At 70.8% G+C, this 18131-nt stretch carries 20 protein-coding genes; 12 read left to right on the top strand and 8 right to left on the bottom strand.

Annotation, left to right across the window (positions count from 1 at the left end; translation table 11 throughout):
* The 3 genes from ACWCO8_RS32415 (at position 1) to ACWCO8_RS32405 (ending at position 1192) form a co-directional block, all read left to right on the top strand.
* A complete protein-coding gene (locus ACWCO8_RS32415; RefSeq protein ID WP_261992078.1) occupies positions 1-117 on the top strand; it encodes an SGM_5486 family transporter-associated protein in 117 nt (38 codons plus the stop codon).
* A gap of 181 nt (positions 118-298) precedes the next feature.
* Entirely contained in the window at positions 299-541 is a 243-nt protein-coding gene (locus tag ACWCO8_RS32410) for a hypothetical protein (RefSeq protein ID WP_451035217.1), read from the top strand.
* Between the two features lie 99 nt (positions 542-640).
* A complete protein-coding gene (locus ACWCO8_RS32405) occupies positions 641-1192 on the top strand; it encodes a SixA phosphatase family protein (protein WP_362016459.1) in 552 nt (183 codons plus the stop codon).
* 93 nt (positions 1193-1285) lie between these two features.
* On the opposite strand, the gene serB is transcribed toward ACWCO8_RS32405, so the two are convergent.
* Complete coding sequence (serB, locus tag ACWCO8_RS32400; protein WP_451035216.1) at positions 1286-2500, bottom strand: phosphoserine phosphatase SerB; 1215 nt, start codon at positions 2498-2500, stop codon at positions 1286-1288.
* A gap of 286 nt (positions 2501-2786) precedes the next feature.
* Between serB and ACWCO8_RS32395 the strand changes: the two genes are divergently transcribed.
* Positions 2787-5342 (top strand): FHA domain-containing protein, encoded by a 2556-nt coding sequence (locus tag ACWCO8_RS32395; protein WP_451035215.1) that lies wholly within the window; start codon positions 2787-2789, stop codon positions 5340-5342.
* A gap of 83 nt (positions 5343-5425) precedes the next feature.
* Here ACWCO8_RS32395 and ACWCO8_RS32390 read toward each other — a convergent pair whose 3' ends face one another.
* The 3 genes from ACWCO8_RS32390 to ACWCO8_RS32380 form a co-directional block, all read right to left on the bottom strand.
* The gene (locus ACWCO8_RS32390; RefSeq protein WP_451035214.1) at positions 5426-6172 is read right to left on the bottom strand and encodes a transglycosylase SLT domain-containing protein; all 747 of its coding nucleotides are present in this window, start codon (positions 6170-6172) and stop codon (positions 5426-5428) included.
* 325 nt (positions 6173-6497) lie between these two features.
* Positions 6498-7571, bottom strand: coding sequence for an S-adenosylmethionine:tRNA ribosyltransferase-isomerase (locus tag ACWCO8_RS32385; protein WP_451035213.1), 1074 nt, complete (start codon positions 7569-7571; stop codon positions 6498-6500).
* Positions 7568-8287 carry an SDR family NAD(P)-dependent oxidoreductase gene (locus ACWCO8_RS32380; protein ID WP_451035373.1) on the bottom strand — a complete coding sequence of 240 codons (720 nt, stop codon included), beginning with the start codon at positions 8285-8287 and terminating at the stop codon, positions 7568-7570. Before ACWCO8_RS32380 ends, ACWCO8_RS32385 begins: the two co-directional genes overlap by 4 nt.
* Before the next feature lie 180 nt (positions 8288-8467).
* Here ACWCO8_RS32380 and ACWCO8_RS32375 point away from each other — a divergent pair, with 180 nt between their 5' ends.
* The 3 genes from ACWCO8_RS32375 to ACWCO8_RS32365 all read left to right on the top strand — a co-directional run bounded on the left by ACWCO8_RS32375 (position 8468) and on the right by ACWCO8_RS32365 (position 10640).
* Positions 8468-9613: a GAF domain-containing protein gene (locus ACWCO8_RS32375; protein ID WP_451035212.1), complete on the top strand. Its 1146-nt coding sequence runs from the start codon at positions 8468-8470 to the stop codon at positions 9611-9613.
* Positions 9606-10250 (top strand): response regulator, encoded by a 645-nt coding sequence (locus tag ACWCO8_RS32370; RefSeq protein ID WP_451035211.1) that lies wholly within the window; start codon positions 9606-9608, stop codon positions 10248-10250. The genes ACWCO8_RS32375 and ACWCO8_RS32370 overlap by 8 nt, the downstream gene beginning before the upstream one ends.
* Positions 10251-10397: 147 nt before the next feature.
* The gene (locus ACWCO8_RS32365; RefSeq protein ID WP_451035210.1) at positions 10398-10640 is read left to right on the top strand and encodes a chaplin; all 243 of its coding nucleotides are present in this window, start codon (positions 10398-10400) and stop codon (positions 10638-10640) included.
* A gap of 87 nt (positions 10641-10727) precedes the next feature.
* Here the strand turns inward: ACWCO8_RS32365 and ACWCO8_RS32360 are convergent, their stop codons facing one another.
* Positions 10728-11513, bottom strand: coding sequence for a hypothetical protein (locus tag ACWCO8_RS32360; protein ID WP_362016475.1), 786 nt, complete (start codon positions 11511-11513; stop codon positions 10728-10730).
* Positions 11514-11698: 185 nt separating this feature from the next.
* Between ACWCO8_RS32360 and ACWCO8_RS32355 the strand changes: the two genes are divergently transcribed.
* The 4 genes from ACWCO8_RS32355 to ACWCO8_RS32340 all read left to right on the top strand — a co-directional run bounded on the left by ACWCO8_RS32355 (position 11699) and on the right by ACWCO8_RS32340 (position 14915).
* On the top strand, positions 11699-12490 hold the full coding sequence (locus ACWCO8_RS32355) for an ABC transporter ATP-binding protein (RefSeq protein WP_362016477.1): 792 nt from the start codon (positions 11699-11701) through the stop codon (positions 12488-12490).
* Positions 12491-12559: 69 nt separating this feature from the next.
* Complete coding sequence (locus ACWCO8_RS32350; protein ID WP_362016479.1) at positions 12560-12988, top strand: NfeD family protein; 429 nt, start codon at positions 12560-12562, stop codon at positions 12986-12988.
* 133 nt (positions 12989-13121) lie between these two features.
* A complete protein-coding gene (locus tag ACWCO8_RS32345) occupies positions 13122-14051 on the top strand; it encodes an SPFH domain-containing protein (protein WP_362016481.1) in 930 nt (309 codons plus the stop codon).
* Positions 14052-14141: 90 nt separating this feature from the next.
* Positions 14142-14915 carry a sulfite exporter TauE/SafE family protein gene (locus ACWCO8_RS32340; RefSeq protein WP_362016483.1) on the top strand — a complete coding sequence of 258 codons (774 nt, stop codon included), beginning with the start codon at positions 14142-14144 and terminating at the stop codon, positions 14913-14915.
* Between the two features lie 83 nt (positions 14916-14998).
* Here the strand turns inward: ACWCO8_RS32340 and ACWCO8_RS32335 are convergent, their stop codons facing one another.
* The 3 genes from ACWCO8_RS32335 to ACWCO8_RS32325 all read right to left on the bottom strand — a co-directional run bounded on the left by ACWCO8_RS32335 (position 14999) and on the right by ACWCO8_RS32325 (position 17036).
* Positions 14999-15505, bottom strand: coding sequence for an HNH endonuclease (locus ACWCO8_RS32335; protein ID WP_362016485.1), 507 nt, complete (start codon positions 15503-15505; stop codon positions 14999-15001).
* Between the two features lie 171 nt (positions 15506-15676).
* Positions 15677-16210 carry a YbhB/YbcL family Raf kinase inhibitor-like protein gene (locus ACWCO8_RS32330; RefSeq protein WP_451035209.1) on the bottom strand — a complete coding sequence of 178 codons (534 nt, stop codon included), beginning with the start codon at positions 16208-16210 and terminating at the stop codon, positions 15677-15679.
* A 43-nt stretch (positions 16211-16253) separates the two neighbouring features.
* A complete protein-coding gene (locus ACWCO8_RS32325) occupies positions 16254-17036 on the bottom strand; it encodes a sporulation protein (RefSeq protein ID WP_362016489.1) in 783 nt (260 codons plus the stop codon).
* 83 nt (positions 17037-17119) lie between these two features.
* Here ACWCO8_RS32325 and ACWCO8_RS32320 point away from each other — a divergent pair, with 83 nt between their 5' ends.
* Positions 17120-17761, top strand: coding sequence for a DNA-3-methyladenine glycosylase (locus tag ACWCO8_RS32320; RefSeq protein WP_451035208.1), 642 nt, complete (start codon positions 17120-17122; stop codon positions 17759-17761).
* Positions 17762-18131: the final 370 nt, after the last annotated feature.

Raw genomic sequence — 18131 nt, 5'->3', positions numbered from 1 at the left:
ATGCCAGTGCTCGACCCGAACCCCCAGAACGGCCAGAAGAAGCTCCTGCTCGTGCTCGGCGCGATGCTCGGGATCTCGGTCGTCATCGCCGTCATCGCCACGATCGCCTCGCCGTGATCCCCCGACGCCGCCCGACTCGCGGTGGGGTGGGTGGGGTTAACCCCTCCATCCCCTAGGGGGTGAGTGTCAGGGTGAAGTAGGTGGATCACCGGATGGGCCGGACCTCCGCCGCTCCGTAGCGTGGAGACATCGCCGCAGTCACCCGCTGCGGACGTCGTCCCGACCCGCGGAGGCGGCCATGTCGGCCCGTACGCACACCAGGACCCCGTCCCCGTCCGTCGGGTCCTCATCCCCGTCCGTCGGGTCCCCGTCCGCCACCGGCGTCGACACCCGGCTGCCCTGGTGGGCGCTGGCCCTGCCGGTCGCCGCGTTCGTCGCGCTCTTCCTGCTCATAGCGGGCTCGGGCGGCGGCCCCGCCGCCGGCGGCGACCCCACGGTCGGCCGCCTCCTGGAGCAGATCCAGCAGTCGCTGCCCCACTGACCCGGCCTGCCTGCCCGCCTTCACCGGCCCGCTTCCGGTCGTCCGCGAGCGGGTCAACACCCTGCGCCCGCCAGCCCGTTTCATGGGAAGCTGGAACCCATGAGCGTCGCAGCGTCTTCCGGAGGGACATCCCCCGGATCCCCCGAACCCCGCAGGATCGTGCTGCTCCGGCACGCCAAGGCCGACTGGCCCCAGGTGTCCGACCACGAACGCCCGCTCGCCGAGCGCGGCCGCACGGATGCCCCCGTGGCCGGCCGCAGGCTCGCCGACACCGGGATCGCCTTCGATCTGGCCCTCTGCTCGACCGCCGCCAGGACCCGCGAGACCTGGAAGCTGGCCGTGCAGGAGCTGCCGCACCGCCCCAGGACCGTGTACGAGGAGCGGCTGTACGAAGCCTCGCCCGGCGAGCTGATCGCCCTGCTCAACGAGGTCGACGACGAGGTGCGGTCGCTCGTCGTCATCGGCCACAACCCCGGCATGCACGCGCTCTCCGAGGTCCTCGTCGGCGAGGCCGAGGGCGACGCGCTGACCCGGATGAACCGGGGCGGCTTCCCGACGGCCGCCTTCTCCGTCGTCACCTTCGAGGGCTCCTGGAAGTCCGTGGAGCCCGGCGTCGGCACCCTCGTCGACTACTGGGCGCCGCACGCCTGATCCCGTCCCCACCCAGAGGCCGGAAGAGCGCCGAAGGCCCGGTCACCGAGCGGTGACCGGGCCTTCCGTCGTCCGTACGGAGGACGAGGACGCTCAGTGCAGCAGATCCTCGTCGCCGTCCGCCGCCTCGACCTCTTCCCGGGTGATCCCGAGGAGGTACAGGACGGTGTCGAGGAACGGGACGTTGACCGCCGTGTGGGCGGCCTGCCGTACGACCGGCTTGGCGTTGAACGCCACCCCGAGCCCGGCCGTGTTCAGCATGTCCAGGTCGTTCGCGCCGTCACCGATCGCCACGGTCTGGGAGAGCGGCACGCCCGCCTCCGCCGCGAACCGGCGCAGCAGCCGCGCCTTGCCCGCCCGGTCCACGATCTCGCCGGTGACCCGGCCGGTCAGCTTCCCGTCCACGACCTCAAGGGTGTTGGCCGAGGCGAAGTCGAGACCGAGACGCTCCTTGAGGTCGTCCGTGACCTGCGTGAAGCCGCCCGACACCACACCGACCTGGTAGCCGAGCCGCTTGAGCGTACGGATCAGGGTGCGGGCACCGGGTGTCATCCGTACCTCGGCCCGGACCTTGTCCACCACCGAGGCGTCGAGCCCGGCCAGCAGAGCCACCCGCGCGTGCAGCGACTGCTCGAAGTCCAGCTCGCCGCGCATCGCCGCCGCGGTGACCTCGGCGACCTGGTCCTCGCACCCCGCGTGCGCCGCGAAGAGCTCGATCACCTCGTCCTGGATGAGCGTGGAGTCCACGTCCATGACGACAAGCCGCTGGGCGCGGCGGTGCAGCCCGGCCGAGACGACGGCCACGTCCACGCCGATCTCGTGCGCCTGGGTGGCCAGGGCGGTCCGCAGCGGCCCGGTCTCGCAGCCCGAGACGGCGAACTCGACGGCCGTCACCGGGTACTTCGCCAGCCGGAAGATACGGTCGATGTTGCCGCCGCTCTCGGCGATCCGTGCCGTTATGGCGGCGGTCTGCTCGGCGGTCAGCGGGTGCCCGAGCACGGTGACGTGCGAGCGGCCGACGCCGCGCGGACGGTTGTCACCGGTGCCGGAGATGATCTCGGCCTGGAGCTTCAGCGACTCCGCCCAGCTGTGCACGGTCGCCCGGAGCTCCCCCTGGGAGGCGACGGTCGGCTCGGTGACGAGCGCGCACAGGACGAGTCGGCCGCGGGAGACGACCTGCTCGATGTCCACGACGTCGACGGAGTAGGCGGCGAGGGTGTCGAAGAGTCCGGCGGTGATCCCGGGACGGTCCTTCCCGAAGATCTTGACGAGAAGAGTGGGAACGTCTGAGGTCTGCGATGCGCTCATGGTGCTTCCACCGTATCGGGCACCGGGTGCCACCGGTCCACCCGTCCCGCGTGGCGGACAGGAGGACGCGCGGCACGGGCGGGCGTCGGCACGACGCCGGCGTGAGTCGGAGCGCGGCACCGCCGGGAGTCGACGCGCCGCACCGGCGGGGTACGCGACGCCCGTACCCCTCTGCGGGGTCTTCACACCGCCCGACTTTCGGAGTACGGGTCCGGCCTGAAATAGTTCCCCCCGATGTTCGCCATCCCTAAACCCCCGTCGACGGGGGTACATCGGGGGACAAATAGTGGGGCATGGAGTGCCAGAACTCGTACTGGAATTGAACGGAAGGACCTGGACCCTCGATCCGTCCAGGTCGTACACCCTGGGACGTGATCCACAGGGCGACCTGGTGATCGACGACGCCAGGGTCTCGTGGCGACACGCCACCATCAGCTGGGGCGGCCGGAGTTGGGTCATCGAGGACCACGGCTCGACCAACGGCACCTTCGTGCAGGGGCAGCGGATCCACCAGATGGAGATCGGCCCCGGCTCCGCAGTGCACCTCGGCAACGCGACGGACGGCCCGCGGCTGAATCTCGCCGCCGCGGCCGCGCCGCAGCAGGCGCCGGCCCATCAGCAGCCCGCGCAGCAGCCGGCCCACGCCGCCCCGAACGCCCAGCAGGCAGGCGCCGGGCAGGCCGACTGGGCCACGCACCAGGCCCCGCCGCCGCAGCACCAGCAGCCGCAGCAGGGCTGGCAGCAGCAGCCGCCGCAGGTCCCGCACCAGCAGGCGGCCCCGAAGGTCCCCGCCCAGGGTGGCGGCGCCGCGGGGGCGCCACCGGTCTACGGCGACCGCAGCCCGACGACGTTCCACCAACTCGCCCTCGGCCACGTCATGCGCATCGGTCGTGCGCTCGAGAACGAACTGGTCGTCTCCGACCTCCAGGTCTCGCGCCACCACGCCGAGTTCCACGCGACGCCCGACGGCCGGTTCGAGATCCGCGACCTCGGCTCGCACAACGGCACGTACGTCAACGGTCAGCCGATCGCCAAGGGCGGCTCCGTCCTCATCGGCCCCAACGACATCGTCGGCGTCGGCCACTCGACCTTCCGTATGGTCGGCGGCCAGCTCGAGGAGTTCGTCGACACCGGTGAGGTCTCCTTCTCGGCCCGCCACCTCACCGTCACGGTCGACGGCGGCAAGCAGATCCTCAAGGACGTCACCTTCGGCGTCCCGGAGAAGTCGCTCATCGGCGTCATCGGCCCCTCCGGCTCCGGCAAGTCGACCCTGCTCAAGGCGCTCACCGGCTACCGCCCGGCCAACGAGGGCGATGTCCTCTACGACAACCGGAGCCTCTACAAGCAGTTCGCCGAGCTGCGCCAGCGCATCGGTCTGGTCCCGCAGGACGACATCCTGCACAAGGAGCTGACCGTCCAGAAGGCGCTGCGCTACGCGGCCAAGCTCCGCTTCCCCGGCGACACCGCCGAGGCCGAGCGCGAGGCCCGCATCGACGAGGTGCTGCGCGAGCTGAAGCTCGACATCCACAAGGAGAAGAAGGTCACCTCCCTCTCCGGTGGCCAGCGCAAGCGTGTCTCCGTGGCCCTGGAGCTCCTCACCAAGCCGTCGCTGATCTTCCTGGACGAGCCGACCTCCGGCCTCGACCCGGGCATGGACCGCGACGTCATGCAGCTGCTCCGCGGCCTCGCCGACGACGGCCGCACCGTCCTCGTCGTCACGCACTCGGTGGCCGAGCTCGGCCTCTGCGACAAGCTGCTCGTGATGGCGCCCGGAGGTTCCGTGGCGTACTTCGGCCCGCCGGAGGAGGCGCTGAACTTCTTCGGCTACTCCACCTGGGCCGACGTCTTCTCCGCCTTCGAGAACTACCGCGACTACGACTGGGCGGGCCGCTGGAAGGGCTCGCAGCACTACCAGATGTACGCCGCGGACATCGACGCCGTCGCCGCCCAGCCCGTCCAGGTGCCGCAGCAGGCGATGGCCAGGCCGCCCAAGCCGCAGGGCTGGGGCTCGCAGCTGTGGACGCTGATCCGCCGCTACTCCTCGGTGATCGCCTCCGACAAGGGCTTCCTGGGCCTGATGGTGATCCTGCCGGCCGTCCTCGGCGCGGTCTCGGTCGTCATCCCCGCCGACTTCGGCCTCGGCAAGCCCACCCCGCCCTCCCGCTTCAACGGAGACGCGGGCACGATCATGCTGATCCTCGCGGTCGGCATGTGCTTCAGCGGCGCCGCCAACTCCGTACGAGAGCTGATCAAGGAACGGGTCATCTACGAACGCGAGCGGGCCACCGGCCTGTCCCGTTCCGCGTACCTGATGTCCAAGGTCATCGTCCTCGGCCTGATCACCGCCTTCCAGGGCGTGATCATCTGCGGCATCGGCTTCGCCACCCGCGAGCTGCCCGAAGAGGGCCTGGTCATGCCGCCGGCCGTCGAGCTCTGCGTCACGATCATCGCGCTCGGCTTCACCTCGATGATGTTCGGCCTGGTCATCTCCTCGCTGGTGAAGACCGCCGAGAAGACCATGCCGCTGCTCGTGATGTTCGCGATCGTCCAGGTCGTCTTCACCGGCATCCTCTTCCAGGTGTACGGATCGCCCGGCCTGGAGCAGTTCGCCTGGCTGATGCCCTCGCGCTGGGCCATCGCCGCGGCGGGCTCGACCCTGGACCTCGCGCACCTGATGCCGCCGTGGGACCACAAGGACCCGACCAACCTGGACCCGCTGTGGGACCACACGGCCGGCCAGTGGGGCTTCAACCTCACGGTCCTGGTGCTCATCGGCGTCGTCTGCGCCTTCGCGGTGGCGCGCCTGCTGCGCCGCCACGAGCCCGAGGTCATGCGCAAGTGACCGCGTGACTCCCTGCACGCCGAAGGGCGGCACCCCGCACGGGGTGCCGCCCTTCGGCGTGCAGTCCTGAAGTCCTGGACGGATCAGTACGCGCTGTTGACGTTGTCGATCGAGCCGTAACGGTCGGCCGCGTAGTTGGCGGCGGCGACGAGGTTGGCGACCGGGTCGTACTGGTCGAACTTGGTGCCCGGGATGTGGTAGGCCTTGAAGGTCGGGTAGATGACCTGCAGCAGGCCCTTCGACGGGACGCCGTTGATGGCGTTGATGTCCCAGTTGTTGATGGCCCGCGGGTTACCGCTGGACTCACGCATGATGTTCTTGTGCAGGCCGTTGTACGTGCCCGGAATGTTGTGCTTGTCCATGATGAACAGGGCCTCGCGGATCCAGCCGTCGAGGTTGTTCGCGAAGACGGGCTTGCGGGCGGCGGCACGGCTCGCGGCCGCCTTCGCCTCGGCGGCGCGCTTCTTCGCGTCGGCCTTCGCCTTGGCGGCGGCCTTCGCCTTCGCGTCGGCCTTGGCCTTCGCGTCCGCCTTCGCCTTGGCCGCGGCGGCGACCTTGGCCTTCGCCTCGGCGTCGGCCTTGGCCTTCAGGCTCAGGGCGTTCTGCTGCTCGGTCAGGCTGGTGTGCAGCGCCTTGGCCTGCGGGCTGTTCGCGTCGTAGGCGAGAGCGACCTGCTGGGTGTTGTTGAGCGCCTGGGGCTCGGTCTCGGCGGCGGCGTTGCCGGGGACCAGGGTGACACCAAGGGCGACCGCGCCAAGGGCGGCAACACCGGCAAGGGAAGCCTTGTGCGTCTTCTTCAGGCGATAGTGGCCGGGAGTGTTCGCAGACATGGAGGACTACCTCTTCGAATCGCAGGGGGTCGCTCAGGCCGGGGCGGCGCTGCGCCTGCTCGGCGGCGACGAACGCAATTCTTAGCGGCAGCAAAATCCTGTGGCAAAGGTGTGACGTACGATCCCGGGTAGTGGATCAGGGGCCCGTGCACCGACCACCCAAACCCGCCCGGAACCCACCCGAAACCGGCCCGTACAGTCCCCATCTGCCCGTTTCGGTACCACTCGCGGTACCACTAGGGGTCTTCGTAAGTGACCTGGGTCCTATGCGCGGGCTCACATCGGGCGTGTAACGAACTGACCAGACGTTGCTTGAGCAATGCGCTCAGTGAGTGCCCTCCTCCGGGAGGAGGAGATGGACGTCCCCGAACTCGTGCCAGAGGTAGAGCGCGCGTACGGCCTCGGTATAGGCGCGGTCCAGGGCGGGCCGTCCGGCGATCGCCTCCAGCATCAGCAGATGCGAGGCCCGGGGCTCGTGCAGCCCGGTCAGCAGCCCGTCCACCGCGCGCACCCCGCGCGCCGGGGTCACCACGAGGTCCGTCCACCCGGCAGCGGCCCGCACCACGCCCCGGTCGTCCGCCGCCGACTCCAGCGCCCGCACGGCCGTGGTCCCGACGGCGATGGCGCGGCCCCCGCCCGCCCGGGCCGCGTTCACCAGGCGTGCCGTGGCCGCCGGCACCGCGAACCGCTCCGGGTACGGAGGCTCGTGCGCCTCCGCCGACGCCACCCCCGTATGAAGGGTGAGCGGGGCGAACTGGATCCCCCGGCTCACCAGCTCCGTCACCAGCCGGGCCGTGAAGGGCCGCCCGGCGCTCGGCATCTCCGCCGAGCCCGCGCCGTCGGGGGAGGGCAGCGCGAAGACCGTCTGGTACGCGGACAGCGGCTGGTCCCGCTCCGTGTACCCGTACCGGATCGGCCGCCCGTACCGCGCCAGCAGGGCCGGTACGGGCGTGTCCACCCGCGCCCACCACAGCCGGGCGGCCCCGGGGACCAGCGGCTCGTCCAGGACGAGACCGGCGCCTCCCGGCAGCCGTACGACCACCCCCGCCGGACCGCCCGCCCGCGGCCGGGTACTGCCCCGCCCGTCCGGCGCCCTCAGCTCGACCGCCCAGCGGCCGTCGTCCCCGCGCGTGGAGAAGTGCACGACGACCGGCTCCCCGCCGCCCTCCGCCCCGAGCCGCCCGGTCACCGCCGCCGGCAGCGTCGCGCTCGTGTTCACGACCAGCACGTCCCCGGCCCGCAGCCGCCCCGGCAGCTCACGGAAGGCGTGGTGCGCCACCTCCGTGCCCCGCGACACCATGAGCCGTACGTCGTCCCGCCCCCGCCCGGGGCCGCGCTGCTCGGCCGGCACCCGCGCCGACAGCTCCGCGGGCACCCCGAGGCTCTCCAGAACGCTCACCGACCGCCCTCCGTCTCAAGAGCCCCCACGGCTGCGAGATCCGCCGCCGCGTACCGCCCGCTGGCGGGCCTGCGGTCGAGCAGCGCGAGGAACCCCGGCACCACCGACTCCGGAGCCGGCCGGGGGGCCTCGTCGCCGGGGACGGCCGCCGCGTACAGATCCGTCGCCATGTCACCCGGATCCACCGCCCACACCCGCAGCCCCGGCTCCTCCACGGCCAGCACCGCCGCCAGCTGGTCGAGCGCCGCCTTGGACGCCCCGTACCCTCCCCATGTCTCGTACGCCTCGGCCGCCGCGTCCGAACTCACCGTCACGACCGTCCCCGCCCCGCTCTCCCGCAGCAGCGGCAGCGCCTCCTGTACGAGACCCAGCGCGGCCACCACATTGGTCTCCAGGGCCGCCCGCAGCCCGTCCGGCGACAGCGCCTCCAGGCGCACCAGCGGCTCGGCCCCCAGCGCGCTCGCGTTGCTCACCAGCAGATCGAGCCCGCCCAGCTCCCGGGCGGCCGCCACCAGCTCCCGGCGGTGCGCGGCGTCGGTCACGTCCCCGGGCAGCGCCACCACCCGTGCCCCACGCGCGCGTGCAGCCTCCGCGCTCTCCCGGAGCACCCGCTCCGTCCGCGCGTCGAGCACCAGGTCCCAGCCCCGCCCGGCCAGCGCCCCGGCGAGCGCCCGCCCGAGCCCCTTCGACGCCCCCGTGATGATCGCGACAGTCATGACAGCCATCCCCTCTGGTCCTTCTCCGACCGATGGCTCCACCCTCCGACCGCCGACCGGCCCGCCGCCTCGTCCGCGGGCCCCGACCGCACAAGGCACTTCGGCCTAGTCCCGTGGTCCTAGGCGAGCGCCGTCCCCGGACGGATACGGACTGTCACAACCCACCGGTACGGTTGATCCATGAGTCACCGACCGAGCTCCGGCCTCGCCGCCGTGAGCACCGCGCTCCTGGAGATGAGCCGCCAGCTGGAGGTGCGCGACGTCCTCAAGACGATCGTGGCCTCCGCCCGCGAGCTGCTCGACGCGGAGTACGCGGCGCTGGGCGTGCCGGACGACCACGGCGGCTTCGCCCAGTTCGTCGTGGACGGCGTCAGCGACGAGCAGTGGCGGGCGATCGGCCCGCTGCCCCGCCAGCACGGCATCCTCGCGGCGATGCTCCACAGGGCCGAGCCCGAGCGCCTCGCCGACGTCCGCCAGGACCCCCGCTTCGAGGGCTGGCCGTCCGCCCACCCGGACATGTCCGACTTCCTCGGCCTGCCCATCCAGGACGGCGACGAGACCATCGGCGCGCTCTTCCTCGCCAACAAGCGCTGCCCGAAGCCCGAGGGCGGCTGCGGCTTCACGGAGGAGGACGAGGAACTGCTCTCGATCCTCGCCCAGCACGCCGCCATCGCCCTGACCAACGCCCGGCTCTACGAGCGCAGCCGGGAGCTCACTATCGCCGAGGAGCGCTCGCGGCTCGCCCACGAGCTGCACGACGCGGTCAGCCAGAAGCTCTTCTCGCTCCGGCTCACCGCCCAGGCCGCCGCCGCCCTCGTCGACCGCGACCCGGCCCGCGCCAAGGGCGAGCTCCAGCAGGTCGCCGTGCTCGCCGCCGAGGCCGCGGACGAGCTGCGCGCCGCCGTCGTCGAGCTGCGCCCCGCCGCCCTGGACGAGGACGGCCTCGTCCACACCCTCCGTACGCAGATCCAGGTCCTGGACCGGGCCCACACCGCCCGCGTCACGTTCGAGAGCTCCGGGGTGCGCGCCCTGCCCGCCGCCCAGGAGGAGGCCATGCTCCGGGTCGCCCAGGAAGCCCTGCACAACGCGCTGCGGCACGGGGAACCGGAGCGGGTCTGCGTCTCCCTGGTCCGGCACGGCCAGGGCGCGCTGCTCACCGTCGCCGACGACGGCAAGGGCTTCGACCCCCGTACGGTCCGCCGGGCGGGCCGGCACCTCGGTCTGGTCTCCATGCGGGACCGGGCGGGCGGCGTCGGCGGCGCGCTCACCGTGACGTCGGAGCCGGGCCGAGGCACCACGATCGAGATGGAGGTTCCCGGTGGCTGACACCGTTATCCGCGTCCTGCTCGTCGACGACCACCAGGTGGTCCGGCGCGGCCTGCGGACCTTTCTGGAGGTCCAGGAAGGCATAGAGGTCGTGGGGGAGGCCTCCGACGGCGCCGAGGGCGTCGCACGGGCGGAGGAGCTGCGGCCCGACGTGATCCTGATGGACGTCAAGATGCCGGGCATGGACGGCATCGAGGCGCTCCGGAAGCTCCGCGAGCTGGCGAACCCCGCGAAGGTCCTCATCGTCACCAGCTTCACCGAGCAGCGCACGGTCGTCCCCGCGCTGCGCGCCGGCGCCTCGGGGTACGTCTACAAGGACGTGGACCCGGAGGCCCTGGCCGGTGCGATCCGCTCCGTCCACGCGGGCCACGTGCTGCTCCAGCCCGAGGTCGCGACGGCGCTGCTCTCCCAGGAGGACGGGCACGGCGGTACGGGACGCGGGACGACGCTCACGGAGCGGGAGCAGGAGGTGCTCGGGCTGATCGCCGACGGCCGGTCGAACCGCGAGATCGCCCGGGCGCTCGTCCTCTCGGAGAAGACGGTCAAGACGCACGTCTCGAACATCCTGATGAAGCTCGACCTGGCGGACCGTACGCAGGCGGCGCTGTGGGCGGTGCGGCACGGCCTGAGCCGGTGAGACGGGTGTGACGGAAGGGGCAAGCCCGTTCCCATCGTCATACCGTCGGGTGTATGTCCCCCGTTCGGCGCAACCCGACGGGCGCGGGGGCGTTCTCCATGGCGTGCTGCGGCGGCCGGCCGCAGCGAAGACCAGGAGGATCCTGAAGTGAACAACCTGAAGAAGGCCGCTGCCCTCACCCTCGTCGCGGGTGGCATCGTCGCCGCCGGTGCGGGTGTCGCCTCCGCCCACGGCGCGCAGGCGGACGGCAAGGCCCTCAACTCGCCGGGCGTCGGCTCCGGCAACCTCGTGCAGGTCCCGGTCCACATCCCCGTGAACGCCACCGGCAACACGGTCAACGTGATCGGCCTGCTCAACCCGGCCTTCGGCAACGGCTCCGTCAACCACTGACGACGCCCCACCGCCCAGCCCGGCCCCGGACGATCCCCCGGCGGCCGGGCTGCTCCATGTCCGGACCGGCTCAAGCCCCCGGCAGGCTCACCGCTCCCGTTCCCGCTCCTCCACGTACGCGTTGTACGCCGCCACCTGCGCCCGCCGGGCCACCCGCTCCACCGGCCGCAGCGCAGCCCCCCGCGCCGCCATCTCCGAGGCGCTCACCGCGCCGCCGTGGCCGTGGTCGTACGCCAGGTCGATCAGCAGGCCGATCCGCTGGGCCAGCTCCAACACCCGTACCGCACGCGCCGGATAACCCGGTGCGAGAACCTCGCGGCCCGCCTCCGCCCGCGCCCGGTACGCGTCACGGGCCGCCTCCGCCATCGGGCCCGAGGCCGCCACGTCCAGCTTGGTCAGGACCGCCGTCGCCTCGCGCAGCGCCTCCGCCAGCTCCCGCTCCGCCTCACCGAGCGACGGCACGTCCGCCGGCGGCGCCTCGCGCACGGTCAGGCACCGCCAGACCACCTCCACGTGCACGTCACCCGCGGGACCCGCCTCCGTGACCTCCGGCACCAGGCCGTACGGCGCGCCGAAACCGACCACGGCCTCCTCCGCCTCCAGCGCCCGCGCGTTGAAGTCCGGCGGCCCGCTCAGCCCCAGCGGATGCCCCGGCGCCGGCAGCGCCACCCGCCACCCGCTGACCCCGAGCCGCCGCAGCCGCCCGAGCGCCAGCGTCAGGCCGACCGGCCCCGCCTCACCCGGAAGCCCCTCCACGCGGTGCACCGCGTCGTCCCCGACAATGGCCAGCGCCGCGTCGTCCGGCGACACCGATCCGGCCAACAGGGCATTGCCCCAAGCGGCCAGCCGTCCTGAGCGTGGTTCCGAAAGCATGGCCCAAGCCTAGGGGCGCCCCGGGGCCTCCCCGGGCCGTAGCGGGGAAGTATCCGGACCTCCTGGGGAAGTATCCGGACCTAACGACCGGCCCGCTCCGGCAGTGGCGTAGGTTTTCCCTGGACGCCACGCGCACCGGTGCTGGGCGACGACACGACTCGACCGCAAGGGGAGACAACGCGCTCATGAGCGATGTACTGGAGCTGGTGGACGTATCCGTGGTCCGCGACGGACGGGCTCTGGTGGACGATGTCTCCTGGTCGGTCAAGGAGGGCGAGAGGTGGGTCATCCTCGGCCCCAACGGCGCCGGCAAGACCACCCTCCTCAACATCGCCTCCAGCTACCTCTTCCCCACCACCGGCTCGGCCAAGATCCTCGACGAGCAGCTCGGCAAGGTCGACGTCTTCGACCTCCGCCCCCGCATCGGCATGGCCGGCATCGCCATGGCGGAGAAGCTCCCCAAGCGCCAGACCGTCCTCCAGACCGTCCTCACCGCCGCGTACGGCATGACCGCCACCTGGCACGAGGACTACGACGCCGTCGACGAGCAGCGCGCCCGCGCCTTCCTCGACCGCCTCGGCATGACCGAGTACCTGGACCGCAAGTTCGGGACCCTCTCCGAGGGCGAGCGCAAGCGCACCCTGATCGCCCGCGCGATGATGACCGACCCCGAGCTCCTCCTCCTCGACGAGCCCGCTGCCGGTCTCGACCTCGGCGGCCGCGAGGACCTCGTCCGTCGCCTCGGCCGGCTCGCCCGGGACCCGTACGCCCCCTCCATGATCATGGTCACCCACCACGTCGAGGAGATCGCGCCCGGCTTCACCCACGTCCTGATGATCCGTCAGGGCAAGGTGCTCGCCGCCGGCCCCATGGAGACCGAGCTCACCTCCCGCAACCTCTCCCTCTGTTTCGGCCTCCCGCTCGTCGTCGAGCGCAACGGCGAGCGCTACACCGCCCAGGGCCTGCCGCTGAAGTGATGGCAGGGCGCCGAGACCGCACAGCTCTGCGCCCTGTCCGACTCCACGCCACCGCCCTACCATGACCACGTGGACATCGACGCATGGGTCTGGTGGCTGATCGGCGCCGTGGGACTGGGCATTCCGCTCGTCCTCACCGCGATGCCCGAGTTCGGCATGTTCTCCGTCGGAGCGATCGCCGGAGCCGTGACCGCGGCTCTCGGCTTCGGCATCGTCGCGCAGGTGATCGTCTTCGTCGTCGTCTCCGTCGCGCTGCTCGCCGTGGTCCGCCCGATCGCGGCCCGGCACCGCAACGGGCCACCCCGGCACGCCACCGGCATCGACGCACTGAAAGGCCGTCAGGCCGTCGTCCTGGAACGAGTCGACGGCGCCGGTGGCCGCATCAAGCTCGCCGGCGAGGTCTGGTCGGCGCGCGCGCTCGACGCCGGCCAGAGCTTCGAACCGGGAGACCAGGTCGACGTGGTCGAGATCGACGGAGCGACCGCCGTGGTCATGTGACATGTGACCATCGGACCTCTTGCCCGAACGGCCCCCACCACGGCCCGTGTTCTGGGAAACTCGATCATCAGATCAACCCGGCACATCCGGCACACCCGCCAGCGAACCGGCAGCGAAGGGCACAGGGAACACGATGTCAGCAATCATCATCGTCCTGATCATTCTGGTGGTGCTTGTCTTCATCGCACTGATCAAGACGATCCAGGTCATCCCACAGGCGAGCGCCGCGATCGTCGAGCGGTTCGGCCGCTACACCCGCACGCTCAACGCGGGCCTGAACATCGTCGTCCCGTTCATCGACTCGATCCGCAACCGGATCGACCTCCGTGAGCAGGTCGTCCCCTTCCCGCCCCAGCCGGTGATCACCCAGGACAACCTGGTCGTCAACATCGACACCGTCATCTACTACCAGGTGACCGACGCCCGCGCCGCGACCTACGAGGTCGCCAGCTACATCCAGGCCATCGAGCAGCTCACCGTCACCACCCTCCGCAACATCATCGGCGGCATGGACCTGGAGCGGACCCTCACCTCCCGCGAGGAGATCAACGCGGCCCTGCGCGGCGTCCTCGACGAGGCCACCGGCAAGTGGGGCATCCGCGTCAACCGCGTCGAGCTCAAGGCCATCGAGCCGCCGACCTCCATCCAGGACTCGATGGAGAAGCAGATGCGTGCCGACCGCGACAAGCGCGCCGCGATCCTCACCGCCGAGGGCATCCGCCAGTCGCAGATCCTCACCGCCGAGGGCGAGAAGCAGTCCGCGATCCTCCGCGCCGAGGGCGAGGCCAAGGCCGCAGCGCTGCGCGCCGAGGGCGAGGCCCAGGCCGTCCGTACGGTCTTCGAGGCCATCCACGCCGGTGACCCGGACCAGAAGCTCCTCTCGTACCAGTACCTCCAGATGCTCCCGAAGATCGCCGAGGGCGACGCCAACAAGCTCTGGATCGTGCCCAGCGAGATCGGCGACGCGCTCAAGGGCCTCTCCGGCGCCTTCGGCAACCTCGGCAGCGGAGCGCCGGGCTTCAACACGGGTACGGAGCGCCGGGAACAGCCCCCGGTTGACTGACACGTACACGTAATCGTGCATGATCGGTGCGAGCCCCTCGACCCCGACGGAGGTCAGGGCGGGGAGGCGAGCCACTGATCCTGTAAGGAGATGGCGTTGTCCATCTGGGAAGTCCTGGCAGTCTTCGCGGCCGGCGTCGGCGCCGGCACCATCAACACGATCGTCGGATCGGGAACGCTCATCACGTTCCCGGTCCTTCTCCTCACCGGACTCCCTCCGGTCACCGCCACCGTCTCCAACGCCCTCGGCCTCATCCCCGGCTCCATCAGCGGAGCCATCGGCTACCGCGAGGAACTCAAGGGCCAGCGCCGCCGCATCCTGCGCCTCGGCACCGTCGCCGCGATCGGCGGACTCGGCGGAGCGATCCTCCTGCTGATGCTCCCGCCCCGCGCGTTCGAGACCATCGTCCCCGTCCTCGTCGCCCTCGCCCTGGTCCTCGTCATCCTCCAGCCGAGGCTCTCCAAGGCCGTCCAGGCCCGCCGCGCACGCGAAGGCAAGGAGGGCGACCCCGACGGCGGCCCGCTCCTCATGACCGGACTGCTCCTCGCCAGCGTCTACGGCGGCTACTTCACCGCCGCCCAGGGGATCATCTACCTAGCCCTCATGGGCATGCTCCTCACGGACACCCTCCAGCGCCTCAACGCCGTCAAGAACGTCCTCGCCGCGATCGTCAACAGCATCGCCGCACTCTTCTTCCTCTTCGTCGCCGAGTTCGACTGGACCGCCGTCGTCCTCATCGCCGTCGGCTCCGCCATAGGCGGCCAGATCGGCGCCAAGGTCGGCCGCCGCCTCCCGCCGACGGTCCTGCGCGGCTTCATCGTCGCCATCGGCACGGTCGCCATCGTGCAACTCCTGCTCCGCTGAACCACAAAGGCCCGTTCCCCGACAAGAGGAACGGGCCTACGGACGTACAGCCTACGGACGTACAGACCTACGCACACACGGACTTACGCCGCCGAACTGGCCAGCCACCCCGGCAGCTCGGACCGCTCACCCGCCCGCATCGCCAGCAGCATCGCGTCCGCCGGCGTCGGCACGAACGGCTCGTGCAGCAGCGGCATCCCCGCCTGCTCCGGCGTCCGGTCCGCCTTGCGGTGGTTGTCCTCGGCGCAGGACGCCACCGTGTTCAGCCAACTGTCGCCACCACCCTGGGCCCGCGGCACCACGTGGTCCACCGTCGTCGCCCGCCGCCCGCAGTACGCGCACCGGTGCTGGTCCCTGACCAGCACACCCCGCCTCGACCACGGAGCCTGTCTTCGGAACGGTACCCGGACATAGCGGCAGAGCCTGATGACCCGAGGCACGGGAATGTCGACGGCGGCACCACGCATCCGCAGCTCCGGGTGCTCCTGCTCGACGACGGCCTTGTCCTGGAGGACAAGCACCACCGCACGGTTGAGTGTGACCGTCGACAGCGGCTCGAAGCTCGCGTTCAGTACCAGCGTGTCCCGCATTGTGCCCACCTCCCGTGTGCCGGCCCAGCCCCGTCGCGGGGCTCCAGGCTTGGATCAACTGTGGCCGGGCGCGCCGGGTTGGACAACGCAATTACCGTGCAACGAAAGATGCCCGCTTCTGATCTCTCCAAGACCAGAAGCGGGCAAACAACAAACGAACGCTCAGCTGAGCTACGCGGGGATCTCGTACTCGCCGATCAGCTGCGCGCGCGCCAGCGCGTGGAACCGCAGATGGAAACCGACCACCGCGGGCGACGCGTCGGCGTCCGGACCGAGCTTCTCCCGGTCCACGGCGTACACGGTGAAGACGTACCGGTGCGGACCGTCGCCGGCCGGGGGAGCGGCACCGCCGAAGTCCCGGGACCCGTAGTCGTTACGGACGTGCACGGCACCGGCCGGCAGCCCCTCGAACGACCCCGACCCCGCGCCCGCCGGCAGCTCGGTCACCGACACGGGGATGTCGAACAGCACCCAGTGCCAGAAACCGCTGCCCGTCGGCGCGTCCGGGTCGAAGCAGGTGACGGCGAAGCTCTTCGCCTCCGCCGGGAACCCCTCCCAGCGCAGCTGCGGCGAGGTGTTCCCCTCGGCGTACACCTGCGCGTCCTTCAGCACACCGCCCGGCACGATGTCGTCGCTCACCACGGTGAACGCCGGCACCGGCGGATGGAAGTCGTGAGGGAGCGGCGCCCTCTTCCCCTCGGCCACGTCTGTACCTCCGTATCGCCCGACCTGCTGTACGGGGCCGAGCCTAGAGCCAGTTGCGCTTGCCACCGACGTCGGCGAGCCACTGGTTGAGGTAGGCCGCCCAGTCGGTCGTGTGGAAGTCGTTCAGCCCGACCTTGAAGGAACGGAACGAGTCGCTGCCCTCGCTGAAGAGCCCCGGCTTCTTGTCCATCTCCAGGACGACGTCCATCTCACGGTCGTCCGCGACGAAGCTGATCTCGACCTGGTTCAGGCCGCGGTACTGCTGCGGCGGGAAGAACTCGATCTCCTGGTAGAACGGCAGCTTCTGCCGCGTCCCCCGGATGTGCCCGCGCTCCATGTCCGCGTTCTTGAAGCGGAAGCCCAGCTGGATGAAGGCGTCCAGGATCGCCTGCTGCGCCGGCAGCGGGTGCACGTTGATCGGGTCCAGGTCACCGGAGTCCACCGCGCGGGCGATCTCCAGCTCGGTGGTCACACCGATGTTCATGCCACGCAGCTGCTGTCCCCCGATGGCCGTGACCGGCGTCTCCCAGGGAATCTCCAGACCGAACGGCACCACGTGCACCGCGCCGGCCTGAACCGTGAACGCACCGCCGAGGCGGACCTTGACGAACTCGATGTCCTGCTTGATCTCCTGGTCGTTGCCCTCGACCTCGACCCGCGCCTGCAGGCCGACGGACAGCCCCTCGATCTGCTGATCGACCGAACCGCCCTGGATCCGCACCTCGCCCTGGACGACCCCACCAGGAACGACGTTCTCCTCGGTGAGCACCGTCTCCACGGACGCGCCGCCGGCACCCAGGCTCGCGAGCAGCTTCTTGAATCCCATGAACACTCCCTCTTGGACCTGCTTGGCCTTGACCTCTACATACGCGCGACGACCGTAGCCGGTTCCCCGTACGCTCGGACGCCATGAGCGAGAGCCACGACCGTACGCCGCTCCCGCGGGCCTTCTTCGACCGCCCCGTCCTCGAGGTCGCCCCCGATCTCCTGGGCCGCACGCTCGTCCGTACGTCGAAGACAGGCCGTATCGAACTCCGCCTCACGGAGGTCGAGGCGTACGCCGGCGCGATCGACCCCGGCTCGCACGCCTTCCGCGGCCGCACCGCCCGCAACGCGGTCATGTTCGGCCCGCCCGGACACGCGTACGTCTACTTCACCTACGGCATGTGGCACTGCCTCAACCTGGTGTGCGGCCCCGAGGGCCAGGCGAGCGGAGTCCTCCTGCGCGCGGGCCGGATCCTGACCGGCGCGGCCGAGGCCCGCACCCGACGACTCTCGGCCCGATACGACACGGAACTCGCCAAGGGCCCCGCGCGCCTGGCGACGGCACTCGACGTGGCGCTCTCCTTGAACGGCACGGACACCTGCGCCGGCCCGGACTCCCCTCTCTCTGTCCTCACCGGCACCCCACCCCCACCTGACCAGGTCCGCAACGGCCCGCGCACAGGAGTAGGAGGGGACGGCGCCCCGCACCCCTGGCGCTTCTGGATCGACGAGGACCCGACGGTGAGCCCGTACCGCGCCCACGCGCCACGCAAGAGGTCCTCTTGACCCGACTTGACTCGGGTGCTTCGGACGCCTAACGTAGGCGAGCCGCTTGAAACGGGACGTGCTTGTTCAAGCACCCCGAAGCGGCCATCCACTACCTACGACGAACCCCAACGGGTGCGGTTTTCGGCATGCCGAAATCTGTTCCGAATGGCTCGATTATGAGTCGCCGGGGAATTCGGCTAAAGTAGTGACCACGCCGAAAGGCAAAGGCCGCCAACAGGCCACCGGAAAGAAAATCCGAACCGGAAACGGAACGGAAAACGATCTGGTAAGGTTGGAAACACGAAAGACCGAAGGGAAAAGCCCGGAGGAAAGCCCGAGAGGGTGAGTACAAAGGAAGCGTCCGTTCCTTGAGAACTCAACAGCGTGC

Source organism: Streptomyces sp. NPDC001927 (assembly GCF_053594455.1).
This window is presented reverse-complemented; position numbering and strand designations above follow the sequence as displayed.

Excerpts from the sequence above, each read along its gene's own strand:
- ACWCO8_RS32415 (WP_261992078.1), top strand. The coding sequence starts at position 1 with ATGCCAGTGCTCGACCCGAACCCCCAGAACGGCCAGAAGAAGCTCCTG.
- ACWCO8_RS32410 (WP_451035217.1), top strand. The coding sequence starts at position 299 with ATGTCGGCCCGTACGCACACCAGGACCCCGTCCCCGTCCGTCGGGTCC.
- ACWCO8_RS32405 (WP_362016459.1), top strand. The coding sequence starts at position 641 with ATGAGCGTCGCAGCGTCTTCCGGAGGGACATCCCCCGGATCCCCCGAA.
- serB (WP_451035216.1), bottom strand. The coding sequence starts at position 2,500 with ATGAGCGCATCGCAGACCTCAGACGTTCCCACTCTTCTCGTCAAGATC.
- ACWCO8_RS32390 (WP_451035214.1), bottom strand. The coding sequence starts at position 6,172 with ATGTCTGCGAACACTCCCGGCCACTATCGCCTGAAGAAGACGCACAAG.
- ACWCO8_RS32380 (WP_451035373.1), bottom strand. The coding sequence starts at position 8,287 with ATGACTGTCGCGATCATCACGGGGGCGTCGAAGGGGCTCGGGCGGGCG.
- ACWCO8_RS32375 (WP_451035212.1), top strand. The coding sequence starts at position 8,468 with ATGAGTCACCGACCGAGCTCCGGCCTCGCCGCCGTGAGCACCGCGCTC.
- ACWCO8_RS32360 (WP_362016475.1), bottom strand. The coding sequence starts at position 11,513 with ATGCTTTCGGAACCACGCTCAGGACGGCTGGCCGCTTGGGGCAATGCC.
- ACWCO8_RS32355 (WP_362016477.1), top strand. The coding sequence starts at position 11,699 with ATGAGCGATGTACTGGAGCTGGTGGACGTATCCGTGGTCCGCGACGGA.
- ACWCO8_RS32345 (WP_362016481.1), top strand. The coding sequence starts at position 13,122 with ATGTCAGCAATCATCATCGTCCTGATCATTCTGGTGGTGCTTGTCTTC.
- ACWCO8_RS32340 (WP_362016483.1), top strand. The coding sequence starts at position 14,142 with ATGGCGTTGTCCATCTGGGAAGTCCTGGCAGTCTTCGCGGCCGGCGTC.
- ACWCO8_RS32335 (WP_362016485.1), bottom strand. The coding sequence starts at position 15,505 with ATGCGGGACACGCTGGTACTGAACGCGAGCTTCGAGCCGCTGTCGACG.
- ACWCO8_RS32325 (WP_362016489.1), bottom strand. The coding sequence starts at position 17,036 with ATGGGATTCAAGAAGCTGCTCGCGAGCCTGGGTGCCGGCGGCGCGTCC.
- ACWCO8_RS32320 (WP_451035208.1), top strand. The coding sequence starts at position 17,120 with ATGAGCGAGAGCCACGACCGTACGCCGCTCCCGCGGGCCTTCTTCGAC.